Below are 15,470 nucleotides of genomic sequence, written 5' to 3' on the forward strand. Positions count from 1 at the left end.
CAGGGTTCGAGCGGTCGTTATTTTATGACATAAAGCCCTATAAATCCTACCAGTTTAGCCCGCCGGGGTGGCACCCAGCAGACTCTCCAGTGCCTTGACGGGGAGCGGGCGGCTGGTCAGGAAGCCTTGGTAGTGCTGGCATCCCAGGGCCTTGAGCACGGCCAGCTGCTCCTCGTCCTCCACCCCTTCGGCGGTCACCGTGAAGCGAAATACCTTGGCGAGATCCAGGATGGCCTTGACGATGGCCTTGTCCTGCTCGCTGTGCACCAGCGTCTGGATGAAGCTCCTATCCAGTTTGACCTCATCGGCGGGCAGATCGCGCAAATAGGCGAGAGAAGAGTAGCCGGTACCGAAGTCATCGATGGAGATGAGGATGCCCAGCGCCTTGAGCTGGCGGATCTTGGCGATGCTGTCCAGCCGGTTTTCCAGCACCACGGACTCGGTGACTTCCAGCAGCAGGCGCGATGGCGGCACCCCGGTATCGCGCAGCACGTACTCCACCTGCTGCACGAAGCCGGCGGTGTGGAACTGGCGGGCGCTGACGTTGACCGACAGGTGGGGGATGGCGAGGCCGTTGTTGAGCCAGAAACTGTACTGGGCGCAGGCGGTCTTCATCACCCAGTAGCCTATCTCCTGGATCAGGGTGGTCTCTTCGGCGATGGGGATGAAGTCCCCGGGGGGGATCATGGTGCCGTCCATCTTCTGCCAGCGCAGCAGGGCCTCCACGCCCGAGAGGCTACCGTTGTCGACCCTGTACTGGGGCTGGTAGTGCAGCACCAGCTCGTTGTTGCGCAGGGCATCGCGCAGCTGGTTGCTCAGGGAGAGCTTGCTCTTCTCCTTCTCCGCCATGGCCTCGCTGAAGAAGATGTGGTTGCCCTGGCCGGCCCGTTTGGCCATGTGGACGGCGGTGTCGGCCTGCTGCATCAGGATCAGGTGATCCTTGTCATCGTCGCTGAACAGGCTGATCCCCACGGAGGCACTGCAGTGCAGCTTGTGATCGCCGATGTCGAAGGGGAGCCGGAAAATCCCCATCAGCTCCCGGGCGAAGTGCTCCGCCAGTATCTTGGCGGTGACATAGCCCTGGCCCAGCGCGGTGAACAGCAGGGCGAACTCGTCCCCCGAGGTGCGGGCCAGCACCAGGTTCTCCTGGGGCAGGGACTTGAGCCGCACCACCACGGCCTGGAGCAGCAGATCGCCGCAGGCGTGGCCGAGGGAGTCGTTGATCGACTTGAAGTTGTCGAGATCCAGCAGCAGCAATGCCCCCCACTGTCCGTTCGGGCTCTGCAGGGTACGCTGCATGATGTCGTTCAGGCTGCGCCTGTTGTAGAGGTCGCACAGATCGTCGTAATAGGCGAGCCGCTCGATGTGGCGGGCCGTCTCCTTCTCCTGGGTGATGTCGTGGAAGCTGCAGACGAAGTGGCTGATCTCGCCCTCCTCATCCTTGACGCCGCTCACCATCAGCCGCACCGGGAAGAGATGGCCGTCCCTGTGCAGGCACTGCTCCTCGCCGAGCCAGTATCCCTGCTTGTCGACGGCGGCGATCACCTCCTGCTTGAGGCTGTCGCCATAGTAGGTGGGCCTCAGGGCCTCGATATGCTGACCCAGCATCTCCTCGCTGGCAAAGCCGGTGATGCGGCTGAAGGAGTCGTTGACCTTGAGGATGATGCCGCCGTGATCCATCACCAGCAGACCGTCGTGGGTATTGAAGGCCACTTCCGCCAGGCGCAGGGCATCGTCGTTGGCGAGGCGCTGCAGCTCGATGGCGGCCCGCTCGCGCTGCTCATGGAGGGCATCGAGCAGGGGAATGGGGTCGGCCAGCGGCCCGTCCAGCAGCAGGGTGATCTGACCCAGGGGAACGCCGCCCTGGCCCTGGAGGGGGATGCCGATGTAGGCCTTGGCATCGAGGGCCAGCAACTGGGTGGCCTGGGGATAGCGCAGGGGCAGGTCTTCCACGTAGAGGCTCTGGCCGTGCTGGAAGATCTCCCGGCCCGGACCTATCTCCATCCGCATGGGCTTGACCGCGGAGAAGGTCTCTCCTTCCAGCACGCAGCGGGGAATGAGCCAGAGATCCTGGCCGCGCAGCTGAAACTCCCCGAGCCAGCCGATGCGGGCGCCGCTCGCCGTCATGGCCCAGCGCACCAGGGCGCGGCAATACTCATTGCCGGTCTTGCAACTGAGCCCGCCTGGCAGGGTGAAGGGGGAGGCCTCGACCACCTCGGGTTCGGGCTGCCAGTGACCCAGCAACTGGGCGCAGTGGCGCACCAGCTGCAGCGTCTCTTCGCCTATCAGGGTCGTCTCGGCGTACTCGAGGCTGAGCACGCCGATGAGCTTCTCCTGCTCCAGCAGGGCGCCGTCCAGGCGGGAGCTGACATTGGCATTGGCCAGATAATAGTGCTGGCTCAGCATGGGCTGATGGGCGGCCTCCGAGAAGCTCAGGGCGCCCCGGGTGCGCAAGGCCCGGATGTAGCGGCTGTCACCGCGAATGGCACCGACAGAATCAGCATTCAGGGTGAAGACAGGGGTCAGCTGCTCGCTACCGAGGGGGCCGTTGGCCTGGTAGTGCCAGAGGATGAGGCGATCGGCCCCCAGGCACTCCCTGAGGCTCTCCAGCATAGGGGCGTACTGCTGCTGACTGGCCATCTGGCTCAGGCGCGGCAGTTGCAGCGACAAGTTGGCCGCACTCTCCTGGGGCTGGGTCTGCAGGCAGATGAGCCAGAAGGCGTCCTGTTCATGGGAGAGGGAGATATGCCACTGCTGGGCGGCAAAGCGCAGCAGCAGCTTGCCCCCCTTGCCGCTGGCGAGCCGCTGCTCTATGGGCTGGCGCAGGACGTCCGGCAACTGGGCCGGCCAGGCGCTGCGGGGCTCATCGAGCCAGTGGAGCGGGGTCTGCATCACATCGGTCAGGGCGACCAGCCGTTGACTACGGGTATCCAGGCGAAAGAACAGGGGGGCCTGGCTGGCTGTCGGGAGATGACTGAGCGCGGTAGACGACATGAACTGGCACTATCCTGTTGAGCAATTGTCGGAGGGCAAGAATACTGCAAATCTGCGGCAAACAAAATTTCATTGAAACCTAAATTAGATGAGTCTAATTTATTGGTCATTTCCTGTTGAGTGGAGTCTTGCAGATGAAACGGATCCTGATTGTGGGTGGCGTCGCCGGGGGCGCCTCGGCGGCGGCCCGCGCCCGTCGGTTGAGCGAAGAGGCAGAGATAGTGATGTTCGAGCGGGGGGAGTTCGTCAGCTTCGCCAACTGCGGTCTGCCCTATCATATCGGGGGGGATATCCCCAGTCGGGATGCCCTGCTGCTGCAGACGCCCCAGAGCTTCAAGCGCCGTTTCAACGTCGATGTGCGGGTATTCCACGATGTGATCGAGATAGACAAGGCGGGCAAGAGCCTGCTGGTGCGCAACCTGCAAACCGGCGAGGAGCGGCGCGAGCCTTACGACGTGCTGCTGCTGAGCCCGGGGGCGGCGCCCATTCGTCCTCCCTTCCCCGGCATCGACAGCCCTGGCGTGTACACCCTGCGCAATATCCCGGACATGGATCGCATCCTGGCGGCCCTGCACCACGACAAGCCGCGCCACGTCACCGTGGTGGGCGGCGGCTTTATCGGGCTGGAGGTGATGGAGGCGCTGCACCAGCGCCAGCTGGCGGTCACCCTGCTGGAGCTCTCCGATCAGGTGATGGCGCCGGTGGACAAGGAGATGGCCAACATGCTCCACGCCCGCATCCGGGAAGAGGGGATCGATCTGCGTCTGCGCACCGGCCTATCGGCTATCGAGAGTCTGGATCTGCCCGCCGAGATGACGGCGGCCGTGCCCACCGCCAACAGCGGCGGCCTGCGCCTGACCCTGAGCGACGGCACTCACCTCGACACCGGCCTGCTGATCCTCGCCATCGGCGTCAAACCGGAAACCCTGCTCGCCGCCAAGGCGGGGCTGGCGCTGGGCCCCCGCGGCGGCATCAAGGTAGATGCCGGCATGCGCACCTCGGATCCCTTTATCTTTGCGGTGGGGGATGCGGTGGAGGAGACCGACTTCGTCACCGGCGAAGCTGTGCTGATCCCGCTGGCGGGCCCCGCCAACCGGCAGGGGCGCATCGCCGCCGACAACATGCTGGGCCGAAGCGAAACCTACAAGAAGACCCAAGGGACCGCCATCTGCAAGCTGTTCGACTTGGCGGTGGCCAGCACTGGGCTCAACGAGAAGCGACTGGTGCAGCTGGGGCTGCCGTTCGAGAAGGTCTATGTCCACCCGGGCAGTCACGCCGGCTACTACCCCGGCGCTCACCCAGTCAGCCTCAAGCTGCTGTTTGCCCCGGATGGCAAGATTTACGGCGCCCAGGCCATCGGCAAGGATGGCATCGACAAGCGCATCGACGTGCTGGCGGTGGCCCAGCGCGCCGGTCTCACCGTCTTTGACCTGCAGGATCTGGAGCTCACCTATGCGCCGCCGTTCGGCTCGGCCAAGGATGTGATCAACATGGCGGGCTTCGTGGCGAGCAACCACCTGAAGGGGGACACCATCCTCTGCCACGCGGCCGAGGTGCAGGCCCGCCACCCTCACCAGCAGGTGGTGGATGTGCGAAACGGCCCCGAGCTCGACAAGCTGGGGCGCATCCCGGGGGCGATGCACATTCCCCTCGACGAGCTGCGCGGCCGCCTCGAGGAGTTGCCAAGAGACAAGGAGCTGCTCATCAGCTGTCAGGTGGGCTTGCGCGGTCACGTGGCCTGCCGCCTGCTGAGCCAGCACGGCTTTCGGGTGAAGAACCTCTCCGGCGGCTTCAAGACCTGGCAGCTGGCCTTCGCCGAATAGTGCTGCCCGGCCGACATGGCCCAATCCCCTGCTGTGCATGAAAAAGGGCCACTCCATGGAGTGGCCCTTTTCTACACCATGAGCACAGCCCGCTCAGGGGGTTCCGTCATTGAGCTGCTTGCGAATGTGATGCTGCAAGACCGCCAGCATGGAGGCGCCGGAGAGGCCTATCATCAGGGCGCCGTTGACCGCCTCCAGCGGGCCGAGCAGCTTCCACTGCGGGCTCATGACGATGTCGCCATAGCCCAGGGTGGCGAAGTTGACCCCGGAGTGGTAGACGGCCTCCTGCAGGGAGTCGAACTCCCCGAGCCACAGGAAGAGCCCTCCCCAGACGCCGATCTGGGCCAGGTTGCCCAGCATCACCAGGGTGATGATGCCAAACAGCGCCAGCATGCCGGCCATCACCCCTTCACGCTTGCCGACCCGCTTGATGTAGAAGCGGATGCACCAGACGGACACCAGGGATTGCAACAGCATGTTGATCAGGATCACCGGGATGCCGACCATAAAAATGAGAAACATGTCAGTCTCCTAACTTGGCTTCTGCCAGCGGGCGGCCGACCGGCCACCACTGCTCGAGCAGCAAGATACACAGCCAGCCATAGCCGGCCACCACCAGATAGAGGCCGCAACGCATGGCGGCCGCCAACCACACATCCTTGCCGGTGGCGCTGTCCTCGATGGCCGGGCCAAACAGGATGAGCGCCGTGATCCAGGCGTTGCTCCAGAATGAGGGAGGGAAGCGCCCCGCCACCAGCCGGATCAGACGCCGCGCCAGCCACAGGGTCATCAGGGAGAGCATCAGCACCAGCATCAGGAGCGAGGGCCAGAGGCTGAGTCCCATCCAGAGTGCGAACGCCAGCAGGGCGCCCGCCAGGGTCGAGAGCACCAGCTCCTGGCCCGCCTGTCTGGCGTTGAGGGAGGTGCTCTGCTGGGCCAGCGCTACCGTCTTCATCACCGCCGGAATGTAGAACGCCGGGTTGCCGAGGGCCAGCAGCCACACCGGCAGCACGATGGCGACGGCGCGCAGCGCCAGCCGCTCGGGATGTTCGGGGGGCAATGGCACCGGCCTTGCCGCCCCCCCTGCCACCGGCAGGGGGGGGAAGAGCGCGTGGGCCATGCGGTTGACCAGGGTGCCTATCAGGATCCCCAGTCCCATCATCTGGGCGATGGCGATGGCAAGGGACTGCTCGATGAGCCCGGCCACCGGGATCACCGTGATGGCCATGATGAGCAGCATGGCGGCGGCCCCCTTGCCGGCCATCGACTGCTGCATCAGCAGGTAGAGCAGCAGGGCGATGAGCAGCACGGCCGCCAGGGCATAGTGGGTCAGCAGGGGGACCAGCAGCACCCCGGCGGCCATGATCCCCAGCAGCAGTAGCCCCCCTGCCAGCCCCTTCTTCAGGCCAAGGGCTTCCCCGGGTCGGCACAGCACCACCCAGGCCATGATGACGCCGAGGTGGGGCATGGGCAGGGCCAGGCCGTAGCAGATCCCCGCCGCGAGCCCGATGCCGGTGCCAATGCGCAGTACAGCCCTGTCGGCGTTATGCATATGGCGCCTCAATAGAGGAAGGAGAAGAGGCTCATCAGCCGGATATAGAGCGCCCCCAGGAAGTGCATCACCCCGCTCTCGCCGGTGTAGACCAGCACATCGGCCTGACCGCCGACCCGCAGCGCCTCGACCGGCGGAAAGTCGTCACTCTGGAAGGCGATCTTGACCGGGAAACGCTGTGCCTGACGCAGCCAGTCGCGGTTGTTGTCCACCGTGGGCAGGGCACCGGCGGGCTGGCTCTTGCCATCGCCCACCCCGTAGCCGACGCTGCGGATCTCCCCCTTGAACAGCTGTCCGGGCAGGCTGTCGAGCAGGATGGCGACCTTGTCCCCTGGCCGAATGTTGCCGAGGTTGTTCTCCGTCAGATCCGCCGACACCCAGACGTCGTGGATGGCGATCAGTGTCATGGCCGGTGCGCCGGCCCCGATGAACTGGCCTGCATCTGTGCTCAAGTCGGTGATGAGCCCCCGACCCGGTGCCACCACTCGGGTGTTCTGGCGATCCAGCTGCGCCTTGTGGACCGCCGAGCGAGCGCTGAGCAGCTGGGAGTTGTCATCGCCGCTCGCTCCGGCGGCCTCAATGGCGCGGCGGACGTCGGCCTCCGCTGCCGCCACCTGGCTCTTGGCCGTCTCGCGGCTGGCCTGGGCCACCTCGAGGCGACGCACCGAGATGGCGCCCGGATCCTCGCGATAGAGCCGCTCCTGACGCTCCGCATCCTTGGCCGCGTTGTCATAGGCGGCGCGCATGGCCATCAGGGAGGCCTCGGCCGCCTTGACCCCTTCGGTGTTCGCCTTGACGCCGCTCAAGACCGTCTGGTAGTCGGATCTGGCCTTGGCCAGGGCGATGTCATAGGGCTCGGGATCGATGTCGAACAGGGGGGAGCCTGCCTCCACGTCCTGGTTGTCGTGAACATAGACCCGTTTGATCTGGCCGGACACCTCGGCGGCGACGGGGACCACGAAGGCCTGCACCCGGGCCTGGGAGCTGTAAGGCGTCAGCCGGTCCGCCAGCAGATACCAGATGAGCAGGAGGAGGATTGCAGCCAGCAGCCCTAGGGTGGCGCGGCGGCTGGCCTGGCCGGGAGATGCAGTGCTGTCAGTCATGGGAGCTTGCCTTCTGTGTCATGGGGGAGTGGGTTGCGTCGAGCAGGGGCGCCCAGTCGGCGCGCGTGCGCAGCTGGGCCTCCACCTCGGGGGTCACCAGGGGACGTTCGCGCCCCTGTTCCCAACCGCCACCCAGTGCCTTGTAGAGCGTGATGAGATCCCGCATCCGGGCGCCACGGCTGTTGACCAGGCGCTCCTGTTGGTTGAACAGGGCGCGCTGGGAGTCGAGCACCCGCTGGAAGTCCGCCATCCCCTCGCGATACTGGGTGTTGGCTATCTCGAGGGAGCGACGGGCGGCCTCCCCGGTCTGGGTCAGCAGGACGATTTCGTCCTGGCCGTTGGCGTAGGCCACGGCCGCGTCATCCACCTCGCGGGCCGCCTTGAACACGCTGTCACGATAGCGCTCGTGCAACTGCTGGAAGCGGGCGTCCTGCACCAGGATCTGGTTGCCGAGCCGTCCCTGATCGAGCAGGTTCCAGCTGAGCGAGGGACCGACGGCCCAGGAGAAGGTGCCGCTCTCCCCATTGGTGGCGTTGACGCCCAGGGTGCCAAGCAGGGTGATGGAGGGGTAGAGCTCGCTCTCGGCCACGCCGATCAGGGCCGACTGGGCGGCCAGTTGCCGCTCCGCGACCCGCACGTCGGGACGCCGGCGCAGCAGGTCGGCCGGCATCTCGGTGACCAGGGCCAGCTCGCCCTGGGGGATCTTGCCGGTGTTGCTGGCCATCTCGGGCAGGGGGCCCGGGGGCCTGGCAATCAGGGTCGAGAGGGCATTCTGGCTCTGGCGCAGGCTGGTCTCGAGTTGCGGAATGCCGGACAGGGTGCCGAGGTACTGGGTCTTGGCCTGCTGCACGTCCAGCTCGGCGCTGTTGCCGCTCTTGAACAGCCGCTCGGTGATCTCCAGGCTGCGCTGCTGGAGGCGGGCATTCTCCCGGGCTATGTAGAGGCGAGCCTCCACGGTGCGGATGCTCACATAGAGTTGGGCCACCTGGGCGGCCATCAACACCTGGATGTCATCATACTGGGCCAGGGTGGCGAAGTAGTTGGCATCCGCCGCTTCGATGCCGCGTTCGAACTTGCCCCAGAAGTCGAGCTCCCAGCCGAGGTTGAACCCGGCGCCATAGCTGCTGCCGGCGCTGCTGTGGCCGCTCCGGGTCTGCCCGGCTTGCAGGAACTCGCCCGTGCCCACGGTGGCCTGGGGGCCGAGCAGGCTCTCGGCGATGCCGAGCTGGGCCTGGGCCTCGAGGATCCGCAAGCCGGCGATCCTGACGTCCGGGTTCTTGCGCAGCGACTCCTCGACCAGGGCACTCAGCACGGGGTCGTTGAGGCGGTTCCACCATTGGCGATAGTCGGCGGTCGCACTCGCCTGCTGACCCTCGCTGACGCTGTGCCAGCCGGCCATCTCCTCGACTCTGGGGGCCTGATAGTCGGGGCCCAGCACTGTGCAGGCACTCAATAACAGGCATGCGCCCCCCGTGAACAGGGGGCGCATGTTGTGACGTTGGACGGCCATGGGGTTATTTATCCGCAGAAGCCAGACCTTCGTTGACCCAGGCCATGAAGATGCGATAGCCGATGGAGAGCAGGGTGGCGCCGATGAACATGCCGAGGATGCCACTGGTCGCCATGCCGCCAAGGGCGCCCAGCAGCACCACCGGCATGGGGGCATCGACACCGCGACCCAGCAGCAGCGGCTTGAGCACGTTGTCGGCCATGCCTGCGACGATCAGCAGGACGCTGTAGATGATGTTCACCGCAGTGCCGTGATCACCCGTGCTCCACATGTAGGCGATGGCGGGAGCCGTCACCAGGATCACGGGCACCTGGGCGATGCCGAGGATCAGCGCCAGGACGAAGAAGATGCCGACGGCCGGGATCCCCGCCAGCATCATGACGATACCCGCCAGCAGCGCCTGGATGAAGGCGACCCCGATGACCCCTTGAGCGACGGCACGTATGGTGCTGGTGCACAGCTTGGTCAGCGCCAGCCCCTTGCGTTCATCCGTGATGCGCATGGCGATGCGATCGGCGCTCACCGCACCCGGTGCGCCCCAGGCCATGATGATGCCGGCCACGATGAAGGAGAAGACGAAGCCGAGCAGACCGCCTCCCATGCTGGCCAGGATGCCGACGACCTTCTTGGCGAGATCCCCGAGCTGCGGCTGGTAGCTGATGATGAGGCTGGGCAGGTCCACCGAGGCCTTCAGCCAGACGGCATGGAGCTTGGCGCCCACCAGCGGGATGTCGGCGATGTCGGCGGAGGGGGCCGGGATCACCAGGGTATTGTTGTTCACCTTGTCGACCAGGGAGCTGACGCTGTCACCCAGGGAGCTGACCATGACGACGGTAGGGGCCACGATGAGCAGCACCCCCAGCAAGACCAGCAGGGTGGAGGCCTTGCCCTGCTTCCCGCCCAGGCGCGCGGCAAAGCGCTGGTGGAGGGGATAGAGGGTGACGGCCAGGATCAGCGCCCACAGCATCATGTTCATGAAGGGGGAGAACACGGTGAAGCAGAAAGAGCCCAGTGCCAGGATAAGGCCAAACTTGATGAACATATCCAGGAATCTGGCAACCAACCTTTTTTCGACTATGGACAGATCGTTATTTTCCATTCTGGTATGACTCCGACGGGGGATGAGCACACAACCATGCTGGCCCAACATAGATGTCGGGCCAGCAGGCATGGGTTGTGCAGTAATAAATAACACTGAGTTCAGCGCGTGGGGGCACGCTGACCTTGCCTGCATTTAATGTATGGCACAGGAACTCAATGTTTAAAAAATATTTAACCGATTGATATTAGGTTGATTGCTTCTACAACTTCAGCGGGGCCAGAGAGTAAAGAGTCCCCTCGTGCCGCACAAGCGAACAGTTGTTCCCAGTTTGGCTTGGGTTCAGAAAACGGGGAAAGTTTTCCTATCTAAAATAGCCGCCCAAAAAAGAGCCCCGAATGGGGAATATTATTGCCTGCTCATAAATAGCTATTTCTGCTGCCAGCAACGGCATGCCGTGGATGATGTGCCCGCCGCACTGAGTTTTGTGTTAATGGGGGGGACGTTTTATCCTATTGGCTCCTGCGCCGCGCTGGCGGCGAGTCAACCCGGGATCAAATCTATGCGTCTCCTCAAGCCCTCTCCTGTGTCTCGCGTCCCTCGTCTGCTGGCCTCGTTACTGGCGGGTGTGGGGGTTCTGCTGCTGACAGGCTGCGGCCCGGACACCCCGGCCCCCGCATCCTCCCCAACCGAGGCGCAGCAGGAGGCCGGGGCACCGACCTCTGTGGTGCAGGCCAATGCCCGTCAATATCGCGATGCCCCGGCGCTGGCACTGGTCTTCTCCGGCCCCTTGGCGCCCAAGGCGAACTGGCAGAGCTGGCTCGGGGTCAGCGAAGGGGGCAAGCAGGTGCAGGGGGAGTGGATCCTGGCCGACGATGGCCGCACCCTCTATTTCCCGAACGTCCAGCCCGATAAAAGCTACGAGGTGAGTCTCAAGGCGGGGCTGGGCCCAGCCACCCAGCGCTGGACCCTCAAGACCCGACCGCTGGAGGCGGGGGCCTCCTTTACCGCCAGCGGCATGGTATTGCCCCTGCGCGAGGAGCTGCGCCTGCCCATCCGCGCGGTCAATGTGGACGAGGTCAATATCGACTTCTTCCGGGTCGATGCGGAGTATCTGCCACGCTTCCTGGCCGAGTATCGCCCCGGTGCCGGCATGGGCAACTGGGATCTGGAGCAGGTCACCCGGCGAGCCAAGCGGGTGTTCAGCGGTCGCTATGCCCTGGCGCTTGATGCCAACCGGCGCGAGACCCGCCTTATCAATGTGAAGGAGCCGCAACTGGCCGAGGCCGGCGTCTACTTTGCGGTGATGTCACCCCTTGGCAACTACGACTGGCGCAAGGAGACCACCTATTTCGCGGTGAGCGACATGGGGCTCAGCGCCCGCCGCTACCGGGATCAGCTGGAGGTGTTCGTCAGCTCCCTGGCCAGCGCCGAACCCCTCAAGGAGGTGCAGCTCTCCCTGCTCGACGAGAAGGGCAACCGGCTGCAGGTGCAAAACACGGATCCCCAGGGCCATCGCCGCTTCGATCAGGTGCAGGGGGCTCGCCTGCTGCTGGCCGAGCAGGGCAAGCATCTGGCTGTGCTGCGCCTCGATGGGGCGGCCCTCGATCTCTCCACCTTCGATCTCGGCACTCAGCCCTGGCAGGCACAGCAGCTTTATCTGTTCAGTGGACGGGATCTCTACCGCCCTGGCGAGCGGCTCGACAGCGAGATCCTGCTCAAGGGGCAGGATGGCCAGCTGTTGCCCGGCATGGCGGTGGAGCTGGAGGTGAAGCAGCCGGATGGCCAGCTGCTCGAACAGAAACGGCTGCTGCCGGACAACCTGGGCGCCGCCCACTATGGTCTGCGCCTGCCGGACGATGCGCCGCTCGGGCGCTGGACCATCACCCTCAAAACATCGGCGGGCAGCCGTTTCGAGTGGCCCTTCCTGGTGGAGGAGTTCCTGCCGGAGCGGCTGAAACTGCAGCTCGGCAAGGGACCGGAGGGGGAATTGCAGAGCCCTGAAGCCGCGCTCACCCTGCCGCTGCAGGGGGATTACCTCTACGGCGCCCCGGCGAGCACCACCAAGGCGAAGGCGGAGGTGAAGATAAGCCGCGCCACCATGCCCTTTACCCAGTGGCAGGAGTTCACCCTGGGTGACGTGCTGCTCGCCGAGCAGGCCAAAGAGCCGGAGCCCCTCAATATCACCCTCAATGAACAGGGGCAGGGGACTTTCTCGCTGGCGGATGAGCTCGATGGGGTGCGCGGCCTCGGGCCGCTGGCCGTGGCCTATCGGGTGTCGCTCTCCGAGCCAGGTGGCCGCGCCGTCAATCGCAGCCGCACCCAGTACGGCTGGCCAGCGGGCAGCCAGTGGCCCGCCCTCAAGTCCGATTTCGTGGCGGATCGGGTGGAAGGGGGCAAGCCGCTCCCCTTCCAGATCCTCAACCTCGACGACAAGGGGCAGCCGGTGGCGGGCGAGGTGAAGGTGCGCCTTATCAACGAGTACCGCGACTACTACTGGCACTACGCCGACGGCGAGGGGTGGAAGTACGAATTCAACAGCCAGCCCTATCTGGAGCAGGAGCAGACCCTGCTGCTGGATGGCAAGGGGCCGACCCCCCTCAGTTTGCAGCTGGCGGCGGGCTGGTATCGGTTGGAGGTGGAGAACAGTCAGGGCCATCAATCCAGCCTGCGGCTGGAGATCGGCAGCTACGCCTGGGGCGGCGGTGGCGAGCAGGCGCGGCCCGACAAGATTGCCATCACCCTCGACAAGCGCGCCTATCAGGCGGGGGACAAGGCCAAAGTGACCCTGGTGGCACCGCGGCCCGGCAAGGGGCTCTTGCTGGTGGAGGATGGCGACGGCCTGCGCTGGTGGCAGCGCATCGAGCTGAACGCCGAAGGTGCAGGACAAGGTGAGGGGCGCGGCGAGTTCGAGATCTCGGTCAGCCCTGAGTGGCAGCGTCATGATCTCCATATCTCGGCCCAGATCGCCGTCCCTGACAGCGAGTCGAGGCCGGCGAGCAGCAAGGGAATACCAAGCCTGCGCTCGGTCGGCCTGGTGCCGCTCACCCTGGATCGGGAAGCGCGCCGTCTGCGGCTCACCCTGAGCGCGCCGGATAAAGCGGTGCCGCTCACCCGGCTGGAAGTGACCGCGACCTCCACCCCCAACAGTCAGGGCCGCGTGGTGCTGGCGGCGGTGGATCGGGGCGTGCTCAATATCAGCGACTACCAGCCCCTCGACCCGTTCGAGATCTTCTTCGGTCGCAAGCGCTTCGCGCAAGACTTGTTCGACAACTACGGTCAGGTGATCCCGCCGCAGGATGGCAAGCTGGCTCGCCTCAACTACGGGGGGGACCGGGCACCGCTGAAAAAGGGTGGCGCACTGGAGAGCCGGGTCGAGATCGCAGCGCTCTGGAGCGGCGAGGTGAGTTTCGACGAGCAGGGCAAGGCGGTGATCCCGCTCGATCTGCCCAATGTCAACGGCGAGCTGGCGCTGATGGCGCTGGCCTGGAACGAACAGCAGGTGGGCCAGGCCGATCGCGCCGTCAAGGTAGTGGCGCCCCTGGTGGCGGAGATTGGCTGGCCGCGCTTTGGCGCCAGAGGGGATGAGACCCGGGCGCTGGTGCAGCTGCGCAACATGAGCGGTGAGGATCAGACCCTCTCCCTGGCCTGGACCCTCAATGGTGGGCTCAAGGCAAACGGCGAGCTACCCAGCACGCTGTCCCTGAAAAACGGCGAGGAGCAGTGGCTGACTCTGCCGCTCACAGTGACCGGGGCGAGCGGCGTGGCAAGCCTGCAACTGGCGGCCAGCGGCAAGGGCTTTGCGGTCAGCCGCGACTGGTATTTGCCGCTGCGATCCCCTTGGCCGGCCGAGACTCGCCAGCGTTACCAGATGCTGCCCCCCGGCCAGCAGATGAGCCTGGCGCCAAGCGAGCTGGCCGGGCTGGATCCCATCAACCTGCAGGGGCTGCTCAGCCTCTCCGGCACCCCGCCCTGGGATCCGGCGGCCCAGTGGCAGGCGCTGGCCGACTACCCCTACGCCTGTCTGGAGCAGACCCTGTCGCGGGCCTGGCCTTATCTGCTGACCACGGCAGATGAGCGGGCCGCCTGGAGCAACCCCGCAGAGGGCAAGAAACCGGCGAGCGAGGCGGATGTGCAACGCGCCCTGCTGCAACGGCTGCAGCGGTTGCAACTGCCCAGCGGCGGCTTTGGCCTCTGGGATGGCCGCTCCGACGAGGAGCAGTGGCTCACCGCCTATGCCGCCGACTACCTGCTGGCACGCAAGGAGGCGGGCGATACGGTGCCGGAGGCCATGCTCAGTCAGGCCCTGAACCGGTTGCAAAGCTATCTCACCGACAGCCAGTACGGGGAGCGCTGGAGCAGTGCCCCCGAGCACAGCCGACTGGCCTATCAGGCCTACAGCGCCTATGTGCTGGCCCGGGTGGGCAAGGCGCCGCTCGCCACCCTGCGCCTCATCTGGGAGCAGCAGGCCGATCACGCCCGCTCGGGTTTGCCGCTGCTCCATCTCTCGTTGGCGCTCTCGGCCATGGGGGATGAGCAGAATGCCGCCAAGGCCCTTGCCCGGGCGCTGGCGACCGAGCGCGGTGAGGATTATCTCGGGGATTACGGCTCTCCCCTGCGCGATCAGGCCCTCGAGCTCTCCTTGCTGCGCCAGCACAAGCTGGCTGCGGATCGCTGGTCAGCCCTCAGTGCCAAGGTGGCCGACACCCTGGCTCACCGTCAGTGGCTCAGCACTCAGGAGCGGCTCGCCCTGCTGCGACTCGCCCGCTTCGATCCGGCCGTCGACTGGCAGGCCAAGGTGACTTCCTCTCTTGGCAGTGAATCTCTGAGCGGTTCGGCCGCCTTGCAGTTGGGCGCCCCCGAGGCACTGGCAGTCAGCGGGGTCACCAACGAGGGCAATGGATCCCTCTATGTGCAGCGCACTGTGATCGGCTACCCCGAACAGGCTCCTACCCGGTTGAGTCAGGGGATAAGCGTGACCCGCAGCTGGTTCAACAGCGACGGTCAGCCGTTTGATCCCGCCAAGGTGAAGGTGGGCGATCTGGTGGTGGTGCGACTCAACGTCAGCAGCGAATCGGCGGTGCCCGATGCCCTGCTGGTGGAGATGGTGCCGGCAGGCTTCGAGCTGGAGAACCCGGCCCTTGGCAACAGCATCAAGCTCGAAGAGCTCTCCATTGAGGGGAAACCGGCGTGGCAGAGCGAGTGGAACGACTATCTCAAGCATCAGGAGTTTCGCGATGACCGCTACACGGTGGCGCTGGATCTGAGTGCGGGGGGCAACCAGCAGCTGGTCTATCTGATGCGGGCGGTGACGCCGGGTCGCTATCAGGTGCCGCCGACCCAGGTGGAGGATATGTACCGCCCCGAGCTCAGGGCCCTGGGTGAGGATATCCACGAGGTGAGCATCTCTGAGTAATCTTCCCTCCCTCGAGCGGGTTCGCCCGCTCAC

At 65.4% G+C, this 15,470-nt stretch carries 8 protein-coding genes; 2 read left to right on the plus strand and 6 right to left on the minus strand.

The window, feature by feature from the left end; translation table 11 throughout:
• Nucleotides 1-54: 54 nt before the first annotated feature.
• A complete protein-coding gene (locus ACWPWQ_RS11415) occupies nt 55-2,994 on the minus strand; it encodes a sensor domain-containing phosphodiesterase (RefSeq protein ID WP_454009810.1) in 2,940 nt (979 codons plus the stop codon).
• 134 nt (nt 2,995-3,128) lie between these two features.
• Between ACWPWQ_RS11415 and ACWPWQ_RS11420 the strand changes: the two genes are divergently transcribed.
• Nucleotides 3,129-4,817 carry an FAD-dependent oxidoreductase gene (locus ACWPWQ_RS11420; protein ID WP_454009811.1) on the plus strand — a complete coding sequence of 563 codons (1,689 nt, stop codon included), beginning with the start codon at nt 3,129-3,131 and terminating at the stop codon, nt 4,815-4,817.
• 93 nt (nt 4,818-4,910) lie between these two features.
• Here the strand turns inward: ACWPWQ_RS11420 and ACWPWQ_RS11425 are convergent, their stop codons facing one another.
• Genes ACWPWQ_RS11425 through ACWPWQ_RS11445 form a run of 5 tightly spaced genes read right to left on the minus strand, consistent with a single transcriptional unit; the run spans nt 4,911 to nt 10,024 of the window.
• Entirely contained in the window at nt 4,911-5,339 is a 429-nt protein-coding gene (locus tag ACWPWQ_RS11425) for an ion channel (protein ID WP_202045103.1), read from the minus strand.
• 1 nt (nt 5,340) lies between these two features.
• Nucleotides 5,341-6,369, minus strand: coding sequence for a hypothetical protein (locus ACWPWQ_RS11430; RefSeq protein ID WP_404838160.1), 1,029 nt, complete (start codon nt 6,367-6,369; stop codon nt 5,341-5,343).
• Nucleotides 6,370-6,377: 8 nt separating this feature from the next.
• The gene (locus ACWPWQ_RS11435; protein ID WP_202045105.1) at nt 6,378-7,472 is read right to left on the minus strand and encodes an HlyD family secretion protein; all 1,095 of its coding nucleotides are present in this window, start codon (nt 7,470-7,472) and stop codon (nt 6,378-6,380) included.
• Complete coding sequence (locus tag ACWPWQ_RS11440; RefSeq protein WP_202045106.1) at nt 7,465-8,982, minus strand: efflux transporter outer membrane subunit; 1,518 nt, start codon at nt 8,980-8,982, stop codon at nt 7,465-7,467. Before ACWPWQ_RS11440 ends, ACWPWQ_RS11435 begins: the two co-directional genes overlap by 8 nt.
• A gap of 4 nt (nt 8,983-8,986) precedes the next feature.
• Entirely contained in the window at nt 8,987-10,024 is a 1,038-nt protein-coding gene (locus ACWPWQ_RS11445) for an AI-2E family transporter (protein ID WP_454009812.1), read from the minus strand.
• A 559-nt stretch (nt 10,025-10,583) separates the two neighbouring features.
• On the opposite strand from ACWPWQ_RS11445, the gene ACWPWQ_RS11450 reads away from it, so the two are divergent.
• Nucleotides 10,584-15,437, plus strand: coding sequence for an alpha-2-macroglobulin family protein (locus ACWPWQ_RS11450; protein ID WP_454009813.1), 4,854 nt, complete (start codon nt 10,584-10,586; stop codon nt 15,435-15,437).
• The last annotated feature ends 33 nt before the right edge of the window (nt 15,438-15,470 follow it).

Source organism: Aeromonas sp. Marseille-Q7275 (genome assembly GCF_965119515.1).